Genomic DNA, 23,651 nt, shown 5'->3' with positions numbered 1-23,651 from the left:
TAGTCTCCTGATTACTTTATGGTTGGCTTGATTAAAATATATCGGACAGCACTTAATTGAGTTGTGCTAGTCCCCTAAGATTAAATCTTTCGATCCAATCTTCACGATCGCTAGCCGTAAATGAGGGGTCTCTAGAAATTACTGCTACCTGATATCTGTTATCAACCAGTATTGATGTTCTAGTATTACCAGTTAGAACGGCGGGATATCCGATAATTGTTTTATCGCTATTGGAATACTTTGTTGCAGCTGCAGGATTGCTACTAGTATCGGAAATTGATAACAGCGCCACATCTTTACCGTCTCTCTTCAATTTAGCTTGAGCAAAACCTTTTTTCTCTTGGGTATATACCCGTTGATATCCATCTGCAGCTTTAGGAAAGAATTTATTAAACTCACTACCTTGAGTTGCATCTCTTGCAACTGCTTGACCACTTCTTTGACGACTGCTTTCCTGCTGTACTTGGTCAAAACGCCCTGGTGCTTTAGTCGCACAAGCTGTTGTTGTTGTCAGTAACAACAAGGAAATTAGTAATGCAGCTAGTATTTGTTTTCCACGCTTAACAAGCATATTTTTTACTTCCTATACCTTGAATAATTGTATTTTCAGCCAATAGCGAACACTTTACGAGGAAAAGAGACGTAAAATTTATATTTTATTAATTAATTGATTGATTAAGTGTTAAATACTGTAATTTTCTCGTTTAAGTAATGGGTAATTGGTAATTGGTAATGGGTAATGGGTAATGGGTAATGGGTAATGGGTAGTGATATGACTCACTCAAGTATTAACTTTTAATTACTGATCGCTTACAGAAGATTGCAAGTAACTAACTCACAAGCAATAAGCAGAAATTCAAGTATAAAATTCACTACTCACTACTCACTACTCACTACTCACTACTCATTACTTCTAAACTTCTGTCTCCCAAATTCTGTAATATTAAAAATCTCGCTGGGCTATTACAGCGTAGAACGGATCGCCACCACCTGTATTCAACCATTGGAATAAATTAGGTACACTCGCTCGGCGAATAATTACCTCTGGAGAACTAAATCCTTCTACAGATTTGAAGTAACGCTTAACTAACTCTACCCTTGTTGCTTCGGAATTTTCTCGCCACACTTGAATTGCTTTTTGAAAGAACATCCGATTAGAAAAACTGATGATTGCGGTTCCTCCTGGTTTAAGAATCCGATATATTTCCGAAAATACAGCTTCTGGGTATTGTAAATATTGCACGGATACACAGTTGAGGACAGCGTCAAATTCCTGGTCTTTTAAGGGTAATTTGGGATTTTCATTCAAATTTTGCACGAAGTAATTATCTAAGCATCGGTTCCGTGCTAATTCTTCAGCATTGAGTCCATGTCCTTCAATATGAGCAAATTCCATTTCTGGAGGAAGATGGGATACCCAACTGCTCATCATGTCAAATATTCGAGTATTTGATTTTAGGCGCTGAGAGTATAAGTCTGTTAATTGTTTGATGAAGCCTTCGTCTACATGGGTGACAAAGCGCGGATAGTCATAAAATAATTTATCGTCTGTATCGTCTAATTTGGTACGTTGATTTGGTCTTAGCAGCATATAATCTCAGTGTCCACAGTTCAAAATTCAAAGTTCACAACTCAAAGTTCACAACTCAAAGTTCAAAGCTTTTAAAAGTCAAATTACTAAAATTGTTAACATTTAACGCTCACTTGTTTAATAAATGCTCGAGAAAAGTACTCTGGTTTATCAACATCTTTGCTTTTTACATCAAAGCCCTTGTTATTTGCGAATAAGAAGTTGTAAAAAGCTATTAACGAAGCAAGCGACATTTTGTATGTAGTCGAATGCTTTATATATTTTAAATATACGTCATATAACTTTACAAATTATTCTCAAAAGTTTCAGGTGATTTGAAGTTAATGGTTTCGCTAATCAGTTCTATCCAAAATATTTACCAATTTCTCTGGAAATGGAGAGGATTTCCTTATTTAAGTTTATTGTTTTGGGTTCTCCCACTTTTACTATTCAACTCCGAGCAACAGAGTTTAATGGCTCATGATGAGGGACTTTATGCTGTGCGATCGCGCCGAATGGTAGACTCTGGGGACTGGATAAATCCCTGGGACAATCCTCACCATAAAACTCCTGGTTACTATTGGTTAGTTGCAAGTGCTTTTCGCTTGTTTGGTATAAGTGAAGTTAGTGCTCGTTTACCGAGTATTATTTTGGGAGTCATCAGCATTTTACTAATATATGAAATCGGTAAAATTCTGCTCAGCCCAAAAATTGCTTGGTTGGCAGGAGTAATTTTATCTGTAGAATTCCTATGGTTGCAATATTGTCGATTAGGAACGCCTGATATACCTTATATTTTCTTGGTTTTACTGGCGATTTTTGCCTTACTTCAAGCGGAAGAAAAATCAAAAATTAGTTATATTTGGGGTTCAGTTTTTGGTTTATGTTTAACTTTAGGCTTCTTACTCAGAAGCTTTATGATTTTGGTTCCCTTCAGTGCTTTATTTCCCTATTTAATTATTGAGAATCATCGCCACAAGCATTTAAAAAACCCCACAATATATCTAGGGGCTATTGTTGGATTGATTCCAACATTAATTTGGGTATATTTAAGCTGGTTACATTATGGCGAACAAAGTTGGCAGGAATTATTTAATTTTGCAGCACGTCTGAGTTCCACAGAACGTTATGGAAATGGAATTGGATATTATTTGTGGAACGTTCCAATTAAGTCTTTCCCCTGGAGTTTATTCGCTATTTTTGGTTCATTTTTAGTAATAAAATCGCCAGTCAAAGACTATAAATTGATATTGGTTGGAACTCCAATCGTCATACTTAGCGAACTAACTCTATTTTCTACAAGATTATCTCATTATAGTCTTTCAATTTATCCATTTATTGCCTTGCTTGCAGCAGTAGGATTAAGCAAATTAATTGAAATTTATAACTTAAAAATAAATGAAAAACTGAAAAATAATAAAAACAAAAATAATCAATTTAAGCCAAATAATATTAGTAGGAAAAATCAACAATCTCGTTTTCCATTAGCGCTTTTAGATATTCCAGCCTTAGATGCTCAAACTTTAAATACCAAAACTTTAGGTTCTAAAAAGTACTCTTCTAAAGGGTATCAGCTGATAAAAATTTTGCCTCAAGCTCTGAGTTATATTTTTGGTATTTTAGGAGGAATATTATTCTTAGCCAGTATTGTAGTTTTCATTTGGATTAATGGAGATATTCGTAAATATGCAACTCTGACATTAATATTGGGAACTGGTTGGTTAATTTTACCCTTGGTATGGATTGGTCGTTATTACTATGGTAAAAAGTTATTCTCGGCTAATTACTGGTTAGCTGCTTGGCTAGTTCCTGTTTGGTTAACATTAGCTGTTGCTGGTAGTATCGGTTTATTAGGAGACTACAACACCGATTTCAAAAATTTTATTCAGCAACCATCAATCGCTCAGGTTTTAGCAAATAATTCAGTTAACTTTTTACAGGTCGGGGGCAAAACTGGAGTACTAATAAACTTTTATACACCATTTCCAGGTCGTCAGGTTACAACTACTGCCGAATTAGAAGATTATAGCTACACATGGATCAAAGCAAAACAAATAAATAACTTCTCTCAGGATTTTCGTGTGATTGGCAGTATAAAAAAGTATAAATTAGTTCAAGTTTTGCCAAAAGACAAATAATTATCTTTAAGTGTATTAATTCACCTAATGGCTTCCCAATCAGATAAACTAGAACCCTTGGAATCTTGGCAGGAAATTCGAGCTCCATATAGTTTAAGTTACCGAGTTAAGCTGCTTTCTCAACTCCTTGCTCGTAGATTCTCCGAACGACTAGAACCATATGGTTTAACTCCTTTTCACTGGATTGTTTTATGTTGTTTGTGGGAAGAAGATGGTTTATCTACTTCTAGTATTGGTGAAAAACTTAAACAAGTAGGAGCAACTTTAACCGGCGTACTCGATAGAATGGAAGAACGCGATCTAATCTTTCGTAAAAGAGATTCTCGCGATCGCCGGGTATGGCGTATTTTTCTCACAGATGCAGGAAAAGAGTTACAGAGCGTACTGCCACAACTGGCTGTAGAATTGCGAGAAGAAGCTATGTATGGGATTTCCCACGAACAGCAGGAAGTATTTTCTCAATTTTTAAATTTGGCGATCGCTAATTTGTCTTAATATTTCCTTTGTGACTTGAATTTGTTCTGGCGTAAATGCTGCTTGTTTCAAGTAACTCAGAAATGTAGTTTTTTTGTATCTGGAATCCAATTTTATTGCTTGATGATAAGCTTTGTGTGCAAAAATGCGATCGCCACTATCCCAGTAAGAAATTGCACTCGCAACTAAGGGATGGGGATTATCTGGTTCCAGGATAGTAGCTCGATTGCCAGCAGCAATAGCTAAAGGATAAATTTTGAGTCTGTGTAACGCTAAACTTAAGTTGAAATACGCAATTTCATTATTTGGCTTGAGAATTGCAGCCCAAGTATGAACTGTAACTGATAAAGGTAAATTACCATCAACTAGGTATACAATTCCTAATGCATTGTAAGCGGGAACAAATAGTGGTTGCAGAAAAATTGCTTTCCACAGAGAAATTGCTGCATCTTGTTGTTTCCCCGCTAAATGTTGTGTCCAACCCAAATTAACTCGTCCCATGACATTTTCTGGTTCGAGTTCTACTGATTTTTGCATCGCTGCAATTGCTTGGGAATAGCGTCTTTGTTGTCGATATGACAATCCTAACTGTCGATACTCAACTGCAGAATTTGCTGCTGATACTGGTGTAATACTCCCAAGCAAAGCACTAACAATAATTGCACCAAGTAAAAATTTTCGCCCAATCAAAAACTTCATAAACTAGAGTTCTCTAGTAGATTTGTATTTATTTCATTTAAGGTTTGTCTACTTAAAGTTTGCTTTGAAGTTTGCTGGTCAATAACAAGCCTCAATTTATTTGATTCCCAAACATGACTTAATTATTGCTATGACTTCTCACTCGATTTGTCTAGTCTAATACTATACCTTATTGTTTTCTGTAACAGTTATTTAATCTTCTTAAAAATACCAAGGGAAGTTGCACGAAGTGATTAAATTTGTTACTGTAAGTGTCCTAGGCGACAAAATTTCAATTATTTGAAAATATCTCTTTATATTGTTCGTAAAGAGACTGGATTTCTCTGAGTGCATCTAGTAAGCTGGCAGCGTTAGATACTTTTTAGAGTTGTGTTTGAATTTTTGAGTAGACGTAAAGCATCAAATGATTAAAAACCAACTACGAATATTTAGCTGGTTAATCCAAATAATTAAAGCTAGATTCTTCGTCACACTTTTTGAATATGAAATTCTGAATCCCAGGTTATAAATCTAAATTTCCGAAGTAGAAAGAAATCCTTAGCTCTTTTTCAAAAATTATATTTTTGTATCTGTGCATTTACCAAGTTCAGTAATATATCCCTCAGGTGTATATCTTTATCAGGATTGTATTATGAGTTTCAATTGTAAGAATTGAAGAAAATAAATGCTGGCTGCTTAGGAATTTTCAATATTTTAATTGACTTGAAAATAACTTTGATAGGTACTAGCATCAGTACTTTGTGGGAACATCTGTCAGCAACACCAGCATCAAAACAACTGAATCTTTCTACAAAGATATAAACAATACATAAATGTTCCCATTTATGCCAGCTTGTTAAGCTTCAACCTTTACACCACGCCAAAATGCAACATAGTTTTCAAAATGTTTTGCTTTTTCCTTAGCGTTGGGATAAAACCAAGCAGCATCTCTATTTATTTGCTCGTTAACTTCTATATCGTAATAGTTAGCAGTACCTTTCCAAGGACAAATAGTATGTTTATTACTTTCTTTTAAATACTGCTTATTAACTGAATCAGGGGGAAAGTAATGATTACCATCGATAACTATAGTGTCATTACTTTGTGCTAGAACCGTGTCATTCCAAATTGCTTTTGCCATGAATTTGTTTATTTAGTAATTGGGTACATAAAACATTATCAATCTTAAGGTGACTATTTTCATAGCAAATAATTATCCGCACTCAGTAAATAATTTACCTATATGCGCCTAGAAATAATTTGAAATCAGTCAATAAGAAATCAATAAGTCAATAAATTAATAACTCAATAAATAAATTCCCAACAAATATATAAGCAATTACTAGATCAATCGATAAGTAAATTCAATGGTAGTTTTCAAACTTTTATGACTGCGGTTACAAATTAAACTGGTGAGGTAAATACATGAAAAGAGCTATTTTTTTCAATATCAATGAAACGCTGACAACAAATATTGCTAGTGATTCTTTGAAGGAACATCCTCAAGACGTAAAAGTTTTACCAGGTGTAGAAATTGCGCTTAATTATTACCAAAACCAAGAACCGTCCTGGTTAATGATAGGAATTAGTAATCAAGCAGATTGGGAATCAATGGATCTAGATACTGACGAACCTTTCAAGCATCTCGATCACATAATTGCAAAGATGCAGCATGTTTTATCTTTACTATCACAATTACGTGCAATTTATTTTTGCTCTCACTCCGAAGGAATTAACTGCTGGCGGGTAACTCGTCAAGGAGCAGTCAAAATTTCTAAGTATTTAAAAGCAAGTGAGTTACATTTGCAAGAAAAATACGCATTCCGCAAACCAGGAGCAGGAATGATATTTTTGGCATCTTTAGATTATGATGTCGACTTAGATTTATCTTGGATGATAGGTAATTATCCGGAAGATGAAGGTGCAGCAAGAAATGCTCAAATAGAATTTGTGCACACAAAAAATTGGATCCAAAGGTTTTTGTGAGTAATGAGTAATGAGTAACAAGTAATGAGTAACAAGTAATGAGTAATGAGTAATGAGTAATGAGTAACAAGTAATGAGTAATGAGTAATGAGTAATGAGTAACAAGTAATGAGTAATGAGTAATGAGTAACAAGTAATGAGTAATGAGTAATGAGTAATGAGTAACAAGTAATGAGTAACAAGTAATGAGTAATGAGTAATGAGTAATGAGTAACAAGTAATGAGTAATGAGTAATGAGTAATGAGTAACAAGTAATGAGTAATGAGTAATGAGTAACAAGTAATGAGTAATGAGTAATGAGTAATGAGTAACAAGTAATGAGTAACAAGTAATGAGTAATGAGTAATGAGTAATGAGTAACAAGTAATGAGTAATGAGTAACAAGTAATGAGTAATGAGTAATGAGTAATGAGTGATGAGTAATGAGTAATGAGTAATGAGTAATTTATTGGTTAAACTTGTTAGCCATAAACGTTAGCGCCTAGCAAAGTCTACCGTAAGTATTGCGTGTGCGTTAGCAGCTAACGCGTCTCTACGGAGTAATCTGTTGCAATGATTTATTGAATTGGTATAAGTTTACAAGCGCATTAACTGATAACTGATAACTGATAACTGATAACTCGACAAAAAAGTGGGGAAAATTTCCCCCACATTTAACGAAACTCTATTTTGTTACCTAAGAGCTTCGCGATTGGATTTCTGTAATTCTGAATTTCTGTGTTGGGATGAACCAGATTCCGGTGGGAAAGAAGGACAAAACCTAGTTTGAGCACTCATACAGTCCATATGTGGTATTTTGGCACATACCACGAGTAATGCACCCAAGACAAACAATAAACCGGAGATTGATAACGCTTGAACCCAAGATATATCCAGTGCTCCATGTACAACAACTTCCCTAAGCAAAGAAACTATTGCAATTTCTACTGCTACCCCCACCGCGATACTGTGTTCTTGCAAATAAACTACAAGTAGTCGGAATAATTCCACCAAAATCAGAATAAATAGGATTTGAGCCGTCACCTGTTTGTAATTAAGAGGTTGGGATAAAGCACGAAAAATCCCCCACAATTGCAATAGCATCACGGCAAACATGCTGCCGCATAAAACCATCACAATTAAATCCTGAAAGGTTTCCATACTACCAACAATCCAATTTCTGTCAATCCAGCGATCGCAAAACATGAATCGACTTTTCTTGCGCTTTTTCATGAAGGGTACCAGTTACAAAAGGAAATGCATTGTATGAAATCAAGAAACACACCAGCCTCCTCCATATCCCTAATCAAAACATTTAATTATGTCTTTATTTTGCCGCGATCTATTTGATTTTCACAGTATTATAATTACCCATTAGCGGCGTTGAGAGTTATTAGTTTGTATTTGTTCCAGTAATTGTCCTGCTCGCTGAGCCCATTGATTATTTCCGTTCGTTGCATATAAATCTCTTGCGTATCGCAACACTTGTGCAGCTTGGGGGTATTGGTTTAATCGTATAAATACCATCCCCGCTCCGTAATAAGCATCAGCATAATTATTATTAGCTTCCGCCGATTTTCTAAATGCTTTTAAAGCATCTTCTAATTTACCTTGGTCAAACAGCATACTTCCCATACTGTAGTGGGCTTCTGCATACTGAGGATTGATTTTAATTGCCCGACGGAAATAATTTCTTGCCCTTTTTTTTCTGCCCTGTTGTAGATAACATAAACCGGTATGATATGCAGGCTCCGGAGCTTTTTTACTATACTTCATTGCCTTTCTAAAAGCTGAAATAGCACGCTTACAATCCCTTTGTTGTTTGTATAACAATCCTAAGTTGTAGTGAGCAATACCTTCTTTGGGATTTAGTTCTAATGCCTTTTGTAAGAAACTATTTGCTTGAGTAAAATTTCCTCCTTCCAATAAAGCTCCTCCCAAATTAGCATAGGCTAGAGTAAATTTTGGATCTGCTTGGATCGCATTGTAAAAGGCTGTAGCTGCAGGTTGTAATTGTCCTGACTGTCGCAATGCTAATCCTAAGTTGTATTGGGCTGGGGCTAAATCTGGGTTGAGTTCTGTTGCTTTACGAAAAGCCTGAATAGCTTGTGGAACCTGTTGTGTTTGGATTAATTGTAACCCTTCGTTGAGAAAATCTTCTGCACTTCTTCCAACATATTGTGCTATGATTTGCTTCTCGATTTTTTTTCTTGTTTCTAATGATATTTCTAATATTTCTAAATTTTTTGGTTTGATAACAGCATTGCGATTAAGATTTGAGGTTTGCAGCAAAGAAGCAGAAATTGCAGTACTAGGATATAAAGCTGCTGCCAATGATATTAAACCACCGAACAAGATAAAACTAGAGCGAGTATAAAACTCATATTTATGAAGTAGTAATCGCATAGTTGTTTAGACTCAATAGTTATTGTTTTAGTTTGGTGTGTGTTTTGTTTTAGTTTAATTTTGATTTATCTATACTTAGATTTTGATACAGCCGAAAATATTCCCTAACTTCATTTTTATATAAAAATATTTGTAATACTTAACCGGGATTGCAGTAAATCTTACAAGAAAATACGATTTTGACCTGCAATGATAAAAAACAAGATAATCTCAGATTAAAGCGAGATAATCTCAGAAATGACAGCGAGATCGTTCTCAAACAAAAGTATTTTATCCCTGAAATTATAGATGGGGTAAAACCAATGTTTGTGCGTGATGCGCCAAGGAGGTTTTATGCAAGAAAAAGTCAAATCGGGTTCGCGTAACGTAGCAATTGTCGGTCCCTATTTAAGTGGCAAAACCACCTTGTTGGAAAGTTTGCTATTTGTTACAGGAGCAATTTCCCGCAAAGGCAGCTGTAAAGAAGGTAATACAGTAGGAGATAGCTCCACAGAAGCACGTGCTCGCAATATGAGCGTAGAAGTAAGCGCTGCTAGCACCAAGTATGAAGACACTAATTTTACCTTTATTGACTGTCCGGGAAATGTAGAGTTTGCCCAAGAAACCTACAATGCTTTAATAGGAGTTGACGCTGCAATAGTTGTTTGCGAGCCCGCTAATGACCGAGTTCTGACTTTAGCCCCCCTATTTAAATTCTTAGATGATTGGGAAATTCCCCATATTATCTTCGTAAATAAAATGGATCGGGCAAATAATCATGTTATTGAAGTATTAAACGCCCTCAAAACAGTTTCTAGTCGTCCCCTTGTTCCCCATCAATACCCAATTATGCAAGGTGAGGCGCTGACTGGTTTTATAGATTTAGTTAGTGAACAAGCGTATTTATATCATTCCGGCGCACCTGCACAACAGATCCCGTTACCGGAAGAACTTAAAGCAGAAGAACGCGCTGCTAGGGAAGATATGTTAGAAGCCTTAGCAGATTTTGATGACCATTTACTTGAAAAACTTTTAGAAGATATTGAACCACCCCAAGAGGAAATCCTTAAAGACTTAAAACTAGAATTAGGAGCAGATCTAGTTGTACCGGTTTTCTTCGGGGTTGCAGAACAGGATTATGGGGTACGCCCGCTACTGGAAGCGTTGATCCAAGAAGCCCCAGAACCTGAAACTACTGCGCAACGTCGCCAACTTGGGCAAAATGTTAATACTCCCATAGCCCAAGTATTAAAAACTTACTACACTCCCCAAGGTGGAAAAATTTCTTTAGTTAGAGTTTGGCGAGGAACTTTAACTGATGGGATGGTTTTAAATGGCGTTCGGGCTGGCGGAATTTATCGCCTCACTGGACAACAACAAAAGCTACTCAGAAAAGCTGAAGCGGGAGAAATTGTTGCTCTGAGTCGCTTGGATAATATCTACACTGGCGATACTCTATCTATTGATAAAGAATCTGTAAAAGAACTACCCAAGGCTGAATCTCTTAGACCTGTTTACGCTTTGGCGATCGCTCCCGAACATCGTAAAGATGAAGTTAAACTCAGTAGTGCGATCGGTAAATTATTAGAAGAAGATCCATCTTTAGCTTGGGAACAACATGGCGACACCCACGAAGTTATTCTTTGGGGACAGGGCGAAATTCATTTGCAAGTTGCGTTAGACCGTTTGCGGCGTAAGTATAACTTACCGATGTCTACACATATGCCCCAAGTTGCTTACAAAGAAACGATCCGCAAACCCGTTGATTCTATTCACGGTCGCTACAAACACCAAAGTGGCGGTCACGGACAGTTTGGCGATGTCTATTTAGATATCAAACCTCTCCCCCGTGGCGAAGGTTTTAATTTTAAACAAACTATCGTTGGTGGTGTAGTTCCCAAACAATATATTCCCGGAGTGGAAACAGGTGTACGGGAATTCCTGAGCAATGGACCTTTAGGTTTTCCTGTTGTTGATGTTGCGGTAACTCTCACCAATGGTTCTTACCACAGTGTAGATAGTTCCGAACAAGCATTTAAACAAGCTGCGCGAGCCGCGATGCAAACCGGAATGCCGAAATGTAAGCCAACCCTCCTTGAACCGGTTCTGCAAGTTAAAGTAAATACTCCCAGTGAATTTACCTCAAAAGTTCTCCAACTATTAAGTGGAAGACGGGGACAAATCTTGGGTTACGAAGCTGTAGGAAATTGGCAAGGTTGGGATAGCATTACTGCTTATTTACCCAAAGCCGAAATGCAAGACTTTATCGTCGAGTTGCGATCGCAAACTTTAGGTGTTGGTTCTTTCAGTTGGGAATACGACCATTTACAAGAGGTTCCTGACAAGTTAGCTGACCGAGTTTTGGCGATGAATGGTGATGGTAACGGTAATAGTAATGGTAATGGGAAGTAATCTGAGATTACGAAAAGATTTGGATTAATTTGAGATTACGAATTCAATTCACATTGCTGATTTGATTGATGCTTCCCACGGTTGTCAGCCGTGGGATTCTCCCTAAGTACAGATAATCTGCTCAATTTTTTGACTTTGCAATGATTCTTGTCTCTGGGAATTGTTGCTTACAGCGTAAACAGTACCAGCACCCATTGCATAAGCTAGAAGCGCCCCAATAGCCGCTTGAGGAACTTTTATCCTTAAAGTCCAAATCATGCGATATCTTGTAGCATTCTCAATAACCGCCTTGGATTAAAATCCCAGGCTAATAAATAAAGTCTGATAAATCAGACTATGCAAGGGTTTTAGTGCGTTTTAACGTACTTAGTCTATGAGCCTGGAAATTTATTTCAAGGTGGAAATTTGGGCTAAATGACATTGCTGCAAGTTATCAGAATCATTCAATTTTCGTCATTGCTATTATTTATAAGCACAAATGGTTGCCACAACTTCAAAATTTCATAACAAAATTATTGAGAGAAATAAGAGCTAAAATCCTTATTCTCCAACAATGTGGGCATTACCTAACCTAACCTTATTGAACATATGCAAGGTATATTTGTTGACGATTGTTAATACATTGGACTATACTTATATAGTCTAATGAAGTTGCGTGGTGGACATCCACCAGATACACAGTTGTGATAAAAAGTGTTTAAAGTTAAACTCCTCCTTAAATGTTTATTTTCACACTCCTTCTTCATAGTAGACATTTACAAGTTTCAAGATTTCTATTTTCAATAACCTAGTATTCGTGCTGGGATTAATAAGAGCAATGCCAATAGGGGACAAAGCAATAACCAGCAAGAGAATAATTAATTTATCTCGCTTCATTTTTAGTTTCAATTTTTTTTACGTTGATTAGTCCGGGAAACCGGACATTTTCATTTGAATAGCAAAAATTAGGGTTGATGAAATTCAATCAATCCTGAGAGTTTGCTCCTCGATATTTTTGGCAAAGCAAAAATGCTGCCAGTATAAATATATCACACATATCAGATAGGAATAGATGAAGGAATTTAGAAGGAATAATTCCTTTCCTGAAGCGATAGCTGGTACTGACGAGCTAATGGATGATGCATAATTGGAGGAGCTTGGGCAATTTAATTTTTACTTGTCATGTATTTACCCAAGCCCTCATGAGTAAAGCTTGTCACTACCAACATCTTTAACAAAAGCCAAAACACAAGTTAATTCTGATAACCTTTATCCCACCTGGAATTGTAAATTTCAGCCCAATATTATAAGTTTCCAGCTATGAAAGATTCTAGAATTATTAAAAAACACTCTTACCCATGACCCAAACATTACCTAAAACACTAACATTTGAAGAATTCGCCATTTAACTGTCGAGCAAATTTTTCAAGCTGCGACATTATGAAATACTGTAATAGATTCAAAGGACAGTAAATCAGAGAAAAAAGTTATTGACCCCTTGACGTAAGTCTCAGATAAAATTTTTACAATAATAAATAAAACAAAAATAATTTACATCATGAATCTGAAACGTCAATCAGGAGGAAATAGCGCCTTAATTGCTACCGTTGCTATTATTTGGGGCTGTGCAACAGCAATGATGGCTGTTTGCATTCCGATGATAGACATGACAGACGACGCTATCATACTGCCAATATTTGTTATTTTAGGGGCTAGCATATCTACGGTAGTAGCTTGGCGTAGTGGAAGTCGGCAGAAAGGAGAAATTGACGAATTAACCAATAAGTTTCGAACAATACAGGAACGAGTAATAGATTTAGAAGCTATTTGTAGCGCTCAAGAGTTGGAAATCAACAAAAAATTTGAGCAGTTAGAACCGACAGACCAACACCGTTCTCGATCTTAACTGCCTAAGTTCAAACTACCAACAACTATGAATGAGTGACCCAAGCATTTGGCCGCAATATCAACAATATTGGTTTGGTGAACCTTTTTACCAAACCTTTTTATTTATCTGTGGTGTGGGGATTATTTATCGAACAGAAATTATGGCAGCATAGCACTACGAAGTTACGTTAGGACATATATTAACCCTAAAATCCATACGTATTAGGCTTATGTCCTACGGACACGCTACGTTAGCGGAGCGAGGTGATAGCCTTAGACTGACTTTTTACTTTTTACTTGCGCGTAGCGCTATAAGATTTCCATTTTCTTAACTTTTAACTTTCTTAACTTCCCTAGTTTTTCTCGATTCGTTTCTAAACTGGACAAACAAAAAATCAAACTATCCGATAGAGACAGCGTGAAAAAGAATACGCTGTATCTGCGCTACAGGTGCTAAATGTGTTGCTAAATATACTCTAAACTCCGTTAACGACGGAGAACCGTCATGAATCAGCAAAACAATATCTTACAACCCAACCTCTTTGAACTGACTGGCTACAATACAAAAATCAGCTATTCTGCAACTAGTATTGCTGGAGTCCCACTATTAACCTATTCTCAAAACGATAAAACTCTTTCCTTCAAAGGAGAGGAGATTCGAAGCGAGGAGACTAACCTCGGTCAGAGTGTTACAGTCACACTAAAAAGTAATTTAGCAGATGAAGGTTTTGAAAGTTTGACCCTATTACTACCAACGATTAACTTACCCGAAAAATCTTTGACAAGTAGTATTACAACCTTGGCAATCCTATCTCAGCGTCCAGGTTTTATTCCTACTAACACCACAGGACAACTACAGCAGTATCAATCAATCTTTCTTTATGGAACTGCTCAAAAAGTCGAATCCTGATACCAGGATTTTTTTCAACAACAGGCTCTATCTTTTTTACTAAGGAGAAAATCAAATGACTGAAACTCTACATGGACTTGTTCTCACCGACACTACTGCAACTATTACAGTGACTAGTACTGGTTGCACCGACAAAAGCGACTTCAAAATCCAACTCCAAGAATCATCTCCTCCAATCGTTACCTTCGTCCGTGTGAAACCCGATTTTTGTCGAGTTGTTCCACACAGCGTTGATATTGTTTTCTCTCTCAAGGAAATTGGTGCAGCATCTTTTAAAGTTGCTAATCTGTTTGAGCCCGGACCAAGACGCTTAAGTGTTTAATGAATACCCTTAGAAATATTCACATAAAAGGAGACTAAGAAAATGGGAAAATTTAAAATGTCTGCAGAAGAAGTGAAATTATCAGGAAACCTAGTCAGATTGTTCGCAATAGGTGGAGAGACAACAGGATATGGCTTAGAATCGACTATCGAACTAGATCTGAAAACAAACAATCTAGAAGATAAATTTAATGAAGATGCAAATGTTTCTGTTGTTGGTAGTTTCAAATTAGTAGAGGGAGTTGAAACTGGTAAGAGATACGTATTTGTTGTATCTGAGCTTAAAGCAATTGGTTAAGCTAATCCAGAAGACGAAAATTCTCAAATAAATTTCTAGTGCATCAGACAACTCTAAAATTAAAAAACTCATCCCATAAACCTGTTAATGAGTTAAGCATAAACACGTTAGCAGGTTTAATCAATATCAAGTTAATCCATTTATATGGTAGTCAATGCTACTATGCCGCTAAACTAATTTCAAAAATAGCTCCTTGTGGTTGATTGTTTTTTACACAAATATTACCTCCATGGGCTTCAACAACCATTTTACAAAAGGCTAAACCCAATCCTATTTGAGAAACACCTGACATTAAATTACCGACCTCATATTTATCAAAAATCTTTTGGGATAAACCATCAGGAACACCTGGTCCAGAGTCAATAACCTGAATTCTGCAATTGTTAGAATTAGGGAATTCCACATTCACTACAATTTTGCTGTTGTGTGGAGAAAACTTAATAGCATTTGATAGAAGATTATCTAATGTTCGATGCATCATAGCAAAATCAACAGAGACTTCCTGATTAGATTTATCTAGCAATTGACTAACTAGTAACTGATTTTTTTGAGATGCGATCGCTTTAAAATTTGAAATAGCAGACTGTACGAGATTATAGATATTAACTTTTTTACGCTTTAAACAAATTTTACCCGATTCTAACAGAGCAACTTTGAGCAAATCATCAATTAATGCTTGCAATGCTCGCGCCGAAGAATGAATTTGATTTATTTGATACTTATGTTGTTCCTGAGGATATAGTGGATTTTTGAGAAGTTCCAAACCAAATAAAATAGAAGTAAGCGGACTTCGTAGATCGTGGACCATCATGTTCGCCATATCTTCTCGAAATTTAAGTAAGTTTTGCAGTTCGTCATGCTGTTGTTTAATCCTTAACATGGACTGAACTCTAGCACGTAGTTCAAGAGGATTTACTGGTTTACTAATGAAGTCATCTGCACCCGATTTTAAGCAGTGAGCTAAGTCTGCTTTAGCAGTCAGAGCAGTAACCATAATTATGGGAGTTGCTTGCCATTTAGACATCGTTTTTATTCTTTGGCAAACTTCAATACCATCCATACCTGGCATCATTACATCCAATAAAATCAGATCGGGCTGGAATGTGTCTAAAGATGCAATCGCTTCTTGTCCGCTGGCAGCATAATTTAGATCGTAGCCTTGATTACTTATCAAAGAGGCTTTGTCATTATCAATACTGACACTCAAGAGGGTTTCGATAACATCAAAATTATCAGGTTCATCGTCAATAACTAAAATAGATGGTTTTTCCATGAGTTATAATCCTGAATTACTAAAAGTATTTAACTTGTATTTTTAAATAGTATTTACGGACAAAACCTATAAAAAATATATGAACAAAACTTTTATATAAGATTTAGGTACATAAAATAGATACTTGCAATTAATAGCAACTAGATAAGCCCTATCAATTCTGTGTTCATGATTTGAGAGAATTTAAAGGTTTTTCAAGGGAAAGATATTTTTGAATAAGTATCTCGATTTTATCTGCTTCAAATTCCTTTGCTAGCTCCGAAACTTTCTCAGTAAAAGGTAAATAGCGTTCGCTCTTTTGACCTATTTGGTCAACCATTTTCCCTAGCTTCAATAGCAAACCATCTTGTGCTAACTCTAATAATATTTGTAAATCTTCAGAGGGAGGTACAATTAGCTCATCATCATCTTTACTGAAAATAGCAGTATAATATCTCTCATCTTTACTATGTATCCAATTCAACCGTAAGTGTTGAGACAGCAGGGTCAATAAATCCTCTGTATGGATTGGTTTGGGTAGAAAATCATTACCACCTGCATCTAAGCTCATCTGTCTATCCATATCTGAGACCGATGCTGATGAGATAATGACAGTTAAATCTTTAATACTATCTTCACTGCGTAAATGTTTTAGCATTTCAAAGCCATTCATTACCGGCATCATAATGTCAGTTAGTATTAAATCAAAACGTTGTCGTCTAGCTTTCATTAATGCTTCTTGACCGTTTTCTGCTTCGGTAACCTCAAAGCCAAGGGGTTTTAGTAACTCCACCAACACTGAGCGATTCTCCCATCGGTCATCAACAATTAAAAGATGGTAAGGTGGACCTTCATAACCAATAATTTGTAGCCCATTGCTTACTGAAATCTGTTGTTCCCAGTCATGAAAAATTGCTAAGCCCACTTCAAAGTTAAAATTACTACCTACACCTAATTCACTCTGAACTTGAATTTTGCTATTCATTAGTTCAATGATTCTTTGACTAATCGCCAAACCTAAACCTGTACCCTCTGCACGACGTTTTTTATCGCCGACTTGCTCAAAAGGCTGAAAGATTTGTTCTAGTTCATAAGGAGCTATACCAATTCCCGTATCTTCCACTTGAAACCGAATCGAGGCGATAGGTTGTTGTGTTTCTCCTGCACATCTATCCACAAGCTCAACTGTAAATGTTACACTACCTTTCGTAGTAAATTTGATGGCGTTGCTTAAAAGATTTATTAATACCTGGCGCAGTCGTTTTTCGTCTCCTAAGATACTTGTGGGCAAGTTATCATCGGGTTGGTAAATAAATTCAATACCTTTTTTATCAGAGCGCACGCGAAAAATTTCCACAACTCCTTGCAAGAAAGAGGGAAGGTGAATTTGTTTGAGTTCAAGGTCTAGTTTGCGAGCTTCGATTTTGGATAAATCTAAAATATCATTAATTAATGTCAGCAAATGGGAGCCACATTGATAAATTATTTGAACGCCATGACGTTCTTTTTCTTTTACTGCTTTAGAACGACGAAGAATTTGTGCATAACCTAAAATACCATTGAGGGGAGTACGAAGCTCGTGACTCATATTAGCTAAAAATTCGCTCTTAGCTTGATTAGCTTCATCGGCGCTCTCTTTTGCTTGTTCGAGTTTTTTGGTATAGATTTGCTGTTCCTGTAAAAGTTGGTTGACACAATGAATCAGTTGATTAAAGGAAGAAGCTAATAATCCAACTTCATCTTTGGTCTCAATGGGTGCTTGCAGATCAAAGTTAGCTTCTCTTGTGACTTGTAAGGCGATTTTATTTAAAGTTTGAATTGGTTGAGCTATCGTTCTACTAATATGTAAGGCAAGGAAAATAGCGATCGCAATTGAGATGCTCAAACCTGCAATAATAATTTGAGTACGAATTGCTTCAGCTTTTAGCAAACTAATTTCAGCAGTATTTTCCTGTTTTTCCGCTAATTCATAAAACTCTGTTAATCGATCGGGAAATTCAATAAAATCTGTAAATTCCTTACTTTTTACCAAATTTAAGACATTTTTTTCTGCTTTTTGGCTATTATTTGGTGAAGCAAGTAATAAGGTATTAACCTTGGGAACAAAATATCGTAATTGCTGTGCAAACTTTTCAACAGTTATTGCATAATCATCAAGTAGTGGTTGTAAACCTTTTAGAGTAGAAGATTTTCCGAATTGATTGTAGATAGCCAAGGTGTTCTGAATTTTATCAATTCGTTGAATAAGCTTCATACCTTCCCGATGAAAAGCTTGAGGTTTTTTTAGATGGGGTACCAGTTGCTTAGTTGGACGATTATATAAAATATCGACTTCCAATGTACTCAGAAGCTTTCTTTGCTGAGAAGCATTTTGTCGTTCTCGTAATGCTTGTTGTTGATAATAGTTACCTACGAATAATCCCGTTCCTGTTCCCAAGACAGCTATTCCCAAAGCAAGTGCGTAACCGTAGATAATCTTGTTTTTAATTTTCATATCCAATTACCTACTAGAAGTTGCTTTTCCATATTCAATTAATTACTTGATAACAATTGCTGAATGCTGTTGAGGAGATTTTTCAACTTGATGGGTTTACTGAGATAATCATTGGCTCCAGCAGCGAGACAGCGTTCTCGATCGCCGTTCATGGCTAAGGCTGTGAGAGCAATAATTGGTACATCGATTAGATCGGGTTCGCAACGAATATGTTCCATAGCTTCTAGACCGTCCATTTCTGGCATTTGAATATCCATCAGAATCAAATTTGGGACTTCCGAACGGGCTAAAGTAACTGCTTCCCGTCCGTTTCTTGCCAAAACAAGGCGATAACCCTTAGCTTTTAGATAACTGGCAATAGTATTAATATTCGCTTCATTATCTTCAGCTAACAAAATTAAGGAAGATAGTTCCTCTTCGGGCTGGCGGAATCCTAAACTACTACTGTTAGAATTTTCTAGATTAGTAAAAGATTGTATAGAAGTGTTATTACAGGGTAGGTCGAGTGTAAAACAACTACCAATTCCCACCTCACTAGTTACTCCCACATGTCCTCCATGAAGTTCAACAATGCGTTTAACAAGTGCAAGACCCAAGCCTGTTCCGTCATATTTTCGATTTAAAGCGCTATCGATTTGAACGAAAGGCTGAAATAATTTCTTGATATGTTCTGGGGCAATACCAATACCTGTATCAATTACTGCTATTCGTAAGTAAGTTTGAGGCAAGGAATTGGCCATATATGGGTCAGCAATACCCTGATGAAGACTAACCTCTAATGTAATGCGTCCCCCTTCCGAAGTAAACTTGACTGCATTACTAAGGAGATTGATTAATACTTGACGGATACGTCGTTGGTCTGCGGATATTTCAGGTAAATGAAAGGATTGTTTAATTTCCAATTGGATGGATTTTTTTAGAGCTTGTTGTTTGATAAAAGTCAGACTTGATTGGCATAGTGGACCTATAGCTGTGGGTGTCAAATCTAGCTCTAGCTGACCCGACTCAATTTTAGCAACATCGAGAATTTCATTAATTAACTCCAGGAGATGGGAGCCACTACGTTCTATAGTTTGTAGAGCTTTGATTTGTTGCTGATTAATTTCACCAAAAACTCCCTCCTGTAGTCCTTCAGTCATCCCTAAAATTGCGTTGAGGGGAGTACGAAGTTCGTGACTCATGTTAGCAAGAAATTGGCTCTTGGCAATATTCGCTTCTTCTGCTGCTTGCTTGGCTTGCTGTAATGAAACGACCTTAAGAGCAACTTGTTTTTCTAAGTCTTGAGTTAGTCTTCTTAACTGTAGATGAGTTTTGATTCTGGCAAATACTTCTTGTTCTTGAAATGGCTTGGTAATATAGTCTAACGCCCCTAGTTGAAATCCTTTCATTTTGCTCTCTAGGTCCGTTAAAGCTGTCATAAAAATAACAGGAATATTAGATGTTCTGGGATTTGCTTTGATTTTTTCACAGATTTCAAAACCATCCATATCAGGCATTTTTATATCCAGTAAAATTAAGTCTGGTAATTTACGCTCTAATTGTTTCAGGGCTCGCTGTCCACTAATAGCGATCGCCACATCGTAGCCCACCGCACTGAGGGTTTCAGAAAGGACATCTAGATTAGTCGGAATATCATCAACTATCAATATCAGTCCAGTTGATTCTATTAATTCTGTAGTCATAATTTAGATAAATTTAAGAGTTATTAAATATAAATTTGCTTTGAAATAAGTTTATTTATAATAAGCTTGTTTTTTAATTTTTTGATTTTAAAATAAGTTTTCGGTTTTATTATATTCAATTTTATTCAATAGTTTTACAACTTTATATAGTAATCCTAAATCATTTGTGAGAAATAATAATATATAAATATTTAGTACTATTATCTCACTCCTTATTAGCTACTGAGTAAGATAATAGTACTATTTGTTACTAATACTAAAATTTCATTCATGATTCATTTAGGGTTGCTATACTCTCTAATTGTTCCCATAAACTACATAACTGCTAACAATAGCCAGAAATTGAATCTTATTACTCCCGATAAAATTATAAGTAAACCCCTGATATTTTGAATTAGAATAGCTTTAGGATTTTTCCAAGTTAATATATTTCTGTAATAATATCTCAAGTTTTTCTACTTGAAATTGCTTAGCTAACTCTGCAATTTTTTTTGTAAATGGCAAATAGCGATCGCTATTTTTTCCCATTTGTTCGGCAGTTTTACTTAATTTAAGCAACAAACCATTTTGGACTAAATCTAGTAGTATTTGTAAATCCTCCGATGGAGGTGCAGTAAGTAGTGCATCATCATCTTCATCTTCGCTGATGATAGAATTGAATTCCACCTCATTTTCCTCATAGATCCAATTTAATTGGAGATGCTTAGATAATAACGAAAATAAATCTTCAGCATTAACAGGTTTAGGTATGAAATCATCACCACCTGCATCTAAGCTTTTATTTTGATCCGATTCTGATACCGATGCTGAAGAAACAATCACAGTTAAATGTTTGATATCTTCATCATTACGTAATTGCTTGAGCATCTCAAAACCATCCATTACTGGCATCATGATGTCAGTTATAATCAAATCAAATTGCTGCTGTTTAGCTTTAACCAAAGCTTCTCTACCATTTTCTGCTTCACTAATTTCAAATCCCAGTGGCTTGAGTAATTCCATCAAAACTGAACGATTTTCCCATCTGTCATCAACAATTAGTAAATGACGAGGCGATCCGTTATAACCTATGATTTTTTGACTGCGGTTAATTGACAGTTGCTGTGTCCAATTTTCAGCAAGTTTTAAGCCAATTTCAAAGTTAAAACTACTACCAACTCCAACTTGGCTAGTAACTTGAATTTTACTACCCATCAATTCAACGATTCTTTGACTAATGGCTAAACCAAGACCTGTACCCTCTGAGCGAGAACACCGCTCACCAACTTGTTCAAATGGTCGGAATATTTGTTCTAGCTCGCTAGAGGAGATTCCTACTCCCGTATCCTCAACTTGAAAGTTAATATACTGTGAATTAGTTTCGAGTTTTTGAGTTATTTCGACTTTGAAGCTCACGGAACCTTGATGGGTAAACTTTATTGCATTACTCAAAAGATTAATTAACACCTGACGTAATCGTTTTTCATCGGTGTAAATTCCCTCAGGTAGATTAGGATCTGGCTGATAGATAAAATCTATCCCTTTCTGCTCAGCTCGGATCCGACAAATTTCCACAACACCTTGGAGTAAAGAGGGAAAGTATAGTGCTTTAGGAATAACCTCCAACTTACGGGCTTCGATTTTAGAAAGGTCGAGGATATCGTTAATCAGAGTCAGCAAATGTGTACCACATTGTTGGATAATACCGACACCATGCCGTTCCTTTTCAGAAAAAGTTTTGACACGACTAAGAATTTGGGCATAGCCTAAAATACCGTTGAGAGGAGTTCGCAGCTCATGACTCATATTGGCAAGGAATTCGCTCTTTGCTTGGTTGGCTGCATCTGCGGATTCTTTAGCTATTTTTAATTCTTGAGTGCGTTTTTCGACCCGTTGTTCTAACACTTCCTTGCTGTGGTGCAGTTCACTAAACGCAGATTTCAATTGGCTTGCCATGCGATTGAAAGACTGGGCTAATATGTCAATCTCGTTGACTTGGGATTTACCAACATTTTGATCTAGCTTACCTGCAGCGATCGCTTCTGAAGCTTGACTCAAGATCAAAATCGGTTTTGTAATCCAACGTGAAGTAAAAATACCCAAGATACTGGCAACAGCCAGAGCAGCAAAACACAATAAAATGGTCGTACGTGTATTAGCATTAATTTGTTCCATAAAATCAGATTCAGGAACAACAACCACACTCAGCCAATCAATACCTCGCCCATCATTAATAGGTAATATCTCAATAAACTGACGTTCACCTTGAAAATCAAATTCTAATTGGTGACTTTTTTGGATATTTTTAAGGTTACCAAAGTATTGAAATAAATACTTAGCTGTAGCGCTAATAATAGGATCTTTGGAATCTACAGCGTTTATTCTGCCAACTTTCTTACCCTTTACAATATATGGTTGTTTAATCTTTGAACTAGCAACCATATTGCCATTTCTTTCAATAATAATGGTTTGTCCCCTACGACCAATTTTGATACTTGCTAAAAAATCACGTATTTGACCAACTTCAAAGAGATTATGAACAATCCCTAACAGTTTTCCAGATTTATCATAAATAGGGTGAGTAGGTGAAGTTGCAACTACAGGATCCTTAGTTTTTGTTGCTGCTCGTGAATAAAATGGACTCCAAAAAGGACCGTTAGCTTTAACTGTACTGATGTACCATGGACGAGTTCGAGGATCGTATTTTTTAGACTTTATCAGTTTGATACGGTTTCCTTTGCTATCGAGGCTGTATACCTCGCGAATCGGCGCAGTGGAAGGATCTCGATATCTAGCTACTAATTTATTATCTTTCCAGCGTTCAACTGCAACAACATTTCCTTCTGCACTACCAAACTGAAGATAATTAACAATTCTTTTATCTACCAATCGCCAGAAATATCGCTCTAGGGCAGGTAAATCTTTAATATCTACCAGACCTTCTTCCATAGCCTCAGCAATCACAGCATTAACCAGATGGGGATCGTTGAGGTAAGTAAAAACTCTTTGCTTAATGCGATCGCTTACTTCAGTTCTGAGTTGACCTGCAACTTCATTAACTGCCTTTTGTCCATTTCTGAGGGATAACCACCCCGTTAATGTCACGGCAGCGAAAACTTGGAGAATAAAGGGTAAAACTAGCAATAGTCGCAAAGATATTTTTTTAGAACGATTCATAAATTTTTACCCATAAAAACTTACATTTTTTGGCTAAATGATTTGATAT

Annotated in this window: 20 protein-coding genes; 9 read left to right on the top strand and 11 right to left on the bottom strand. The window is 36.3% G+C overall.

From position 1 onward, the window contains the following. Positions 1 to 52: 52 nt before the first annotated feature. Together BC008_RS11045 and BC008_RS11040 are read right to left on the bottom strand one after the other, a co-directional pair. On the bottom strand, positions 53 to 571 hold the full coding sequence (locus BC008_RS11045) for a hypothetical protein (protein ID WP_027843481.1): 519 nt from the start codon (positions 569 to 571) through the stop codon (positions 53 to 55). A gap of 372 nt (positions 572 to 943) precedes the next feature. Continuing rightward, complete coding sequence (locus tag BC008_RS11040) at positions 944 to 1,591, bottom strand: class I SAM-dependent methyltransferase (protein ID WP_027846274.1); 648 nt, start codon at positions 1,589 to 1,591, stop codon at positions 944 to 946. A 323-nt stretch (positions 1,592 to 1,914) separates the two neighbouring features. On the opposite strand from BC008_RS11040, the gene BC008_RS11035 reads away from it, so the two are divergent. Both BC008_RS11035 and BC008_RS11030 read left to right on the top strand, forming a co-directional pair. Further along, entirely contained in the window at positions 1,915 to 3,708 is a 1,794-nt protein-coding gene (locus BC008_RS11035; protein ID WP_027846275.1) for an ArnT family glycosyltransferase, read from the top strand. Between the two features lie 27 nt (positions 3,709 to 3,735). Further along, complete coding sequence (locus tag BC008_RS11030; protein WP_058183535.1) at positions 3,736 to 4,203, top strand: MarR family winged helix-turn-helix transcriptional regulator; 468 nt, start codon at positions 3,736 to 3,738, stop codon at positions 4,201 to 4,203. Here the strand turns inward: BC008_RS11030 and BC008_RS11025 are convergent. Continuing rightward, positions 4,174 to 4,881, bottom strand: a complete 708-nt coding sequence (locus tag BC008_RS11025) for a tetratricopeptide repeat protein (protein ID WP_027846276.1) — start codon at positions 4,879 to 4,881, stop codon at positions 4,174 to 4,176. The two genes, BC008_RS11030 and BC008_RS11025, sit on opposite strands and share 30 nt — an antisense overlap. 835 nt (positions 4,882 to 5,716) lie before the next feature. After that, positions 5,717 to 6,001: a DUF427 domain-containing protein gene (locus BC008_RS11020; protein ID WP_027846277.1), complete on the bottom strand. Its 285-nt coding sequence runs from the start codon at positions 5,999 to 6,001 to the stop codon at positions 5,717 to 5,719. Between the two features lie 284 nt (positions 6,002 to 6,285). On the opposite strand from BC008_RS11020, the gene BC008_RS48205 reads away from it, so the two are divergent. Further along, positions 6,286 to 6,846: an HAD family hydrolase gene (locus BC008_RS48205; RefSeq protein WP_058183534.1), complete on the top strand. Its 561-nt coding sequence runs from the start codon at positions 6,286 to 6,288 to the stop codon at positions 6,844 to 6,846. 673 nt (positions 6,847 to 7,519) lie between these two features. Here the strand turns inward: BC008_RS48205 and BC008_RS11010 are convergent. Both BC008_RS11010 and BC008_RS11005 read right to left on the bottom strand, forming a co-directional pair. Next, positions 7,520 to 8,059 (bottom strand): phosphate-starvation-inducible PsiE family protein, encoded by a 540-nt coding sequence (locus BC008_RS11010; RefSeq protein WP_027842665.1) that lies wholly within the window; start codon positions 8,057 to 8,059, stop codon positions 7,520 to 7,522. Positions 8,060 to 8,200: 141 nt separating this feature from the next. Continuing rightward, on the bottom strand, positions 8,201 to 9,232 hold the full coding sequence (locus BC008_RS11005) for a tetratricopeptide repeat protein (protein WP_027842666.1): 1,032 nt from the start codon (positions 9,230 to 9,232) through the stop codon (positions 8,201 to 8,203). 333 nt (positions 9,233 to 9,565) lie between these two features. On the opposite strand from BC008_RS11005, the gene BC008_RS11000 reads away from it, so the two are divergent. Beyond that, entirely contained in the window at positions 9,566 to 11,623 is a 2,058-nt protein-coding gene (locus BC008_RS11000) for an elongation factor G (RefSeq protein WP_027842667.1), read from the top strand. A 102-nt stretch (positions 11,624 to 11,725) separates the two neighbouring features. Here the strand turns inward: BC008_RS11000 and BC008_RS49425 are convergent, their stop codons facing one another. Then, entirely contained in the window at positions 11,726 to 11,881 is a 156-nt protein-coding gene (locus tag BC008_RS49425) for a hypothetical protein (protein WP_161938104.1), read from the bottom strand. A gap of 1,279 nt (positions 11,882 to 13,160) precedes the next feature. On the opposite strand from BC008_RS49425, the gene BC008_RS10995 reads away from it, so the two are divergent. The 5 genes from BC008_RS10995 (at position 13,161) to BC008_RS10980 (ending at position 15,018) form a co-directional block, all read left to right on the top strand. Continuing rightward, complete coding sequence (locus tag BC008_RS10995; RefSeq protein ID WP_058183533.1) at positions 13,161 to 13,508, top strand: hypothetical protein; 348 nt, start codon at positions 13,161 to 13,163, stop codon at positions 13,506 to 13,508. Positions 13,509 to 13,539: 31 nt separating this feature from the next. Further along, positions 13,540 to 13,662 (top strand): hypothetical protein, encoded by a 123-nt coding sequence (locus BC008_RS52065; protein WP_268768216.1) that lies wholly within the window; start codon positions 13,540 to 13,542, stop codon positions 13,660 to 13,662. Between the two features lie 332 nt (positions 13,663 to 13,994). After that, positions 13,995 to 14,399, top strand: coding sequence for a hypothetical protein (locus BC008_RS10990; RefSeq protein ID WP_058183532.1), 405 nt, complete (start codon positions 13,995 to 13,997; stop codon positions 14,397 to 14,399). 55 nt (positions 14,400 to 14,454) lie between these two features. Then, a complete protein-coding gene (locus BC008_RS10985; protein ID WP_027842668.1) occupies positions 14,455 to 14,721 on the top strand; it encodes a hypothetical protein in 267 nt (88 codons plus the stop codon). Between the two features lie 42 nt (positions 14,722 to 14,763). Continuing rightward, positions 14,764 to 15,018: a hypothetical protein gene (locus BC008_RS10980; RefSeq protein ID WP_027842669.1), complete on the top strand. Its 255-nt coding sequence runs from the start codon at positions 14,764 to 14,766 to the stop codon at positions 15,016 to 15,018. 160 nt (positions 15,019 to 15,178) lie between these two features. On the opposite strand, the gene BC008_RS10975 is transcribed toward BC008_RS10980, so the two are convergent. The 4 genes from BC008_RS10975 to BC008_RS10960 all read right to left on the bottom strand — a co-directional run bounded on the left by BC008_RS10975 (position 15,179) and on the right by BC008_RS10960 (position 23,602). Then, positions 15,179 to 16,291 (bottom strand): hybrid sensor histidine kinase/response regulator, encoded by a 1,113-nt coding sequence (locus BC008_RS10975; protein ID WP_027842670.1) that lies wholly within the window; start codon positions 16,289 to 16,291, stop codon positions 15,179 to 15,181. Between the two features lie 166 nt (positions 16,292 to 16,457). Continuing rightward, a complete protein-coding gene (locus BC008_RS10970) occupies positions 16,458 to 18,764 on the bottom strand; it encodes an ATP-binding protein (RefSeq protein ID WP_058183531.1) in 2,307 nt (768 codons plus the stop codon). Between the two features lie 38 nt (positions 18,765 to 18,802). Further along, the gene (locus BC008_RS10965; RefSeq protein WP_027842671.1) at positions 18,803 to 20,446 is read right to left on the bottom strand and encodes a response regulator; all 1,644 of its coding nucleotides are present in this window, start codon (positions 20,444 to 20,446) and stop codon (positions 18,803 to 18,805) included. Between the two features lie 405 nt (positions 20,447 to 20,851). Further along, complete coding sequence (locus BC008_RS10960; protein ID WP_027842672.1) at positions 20,852 to 23,602, bottom strand: hybrid sensor histidine kinase/response regulator; 2,751 nt, start codon at positions 23,600 to 23,602, stop codon at positions 20,852 to 20,854. Positions 23,603 to 23,651 lie beyond the last annotated feature (49 nt).

The organism is Mastigocoleus testarum BC008, from assembly GCF_001456025.1.
GTDB lineage: Bacteria > Cyanobacteriota > Cyanobacteriia > Cyanobacteriales > Nostocaceae > Mastigocoleus > Mastigocoleus testarum.
The sequence above is the reverse complement of the archived record's forward strand: the minus strand, read 5'-3'. Positions and strand labels throughout refer to the sequence as shown.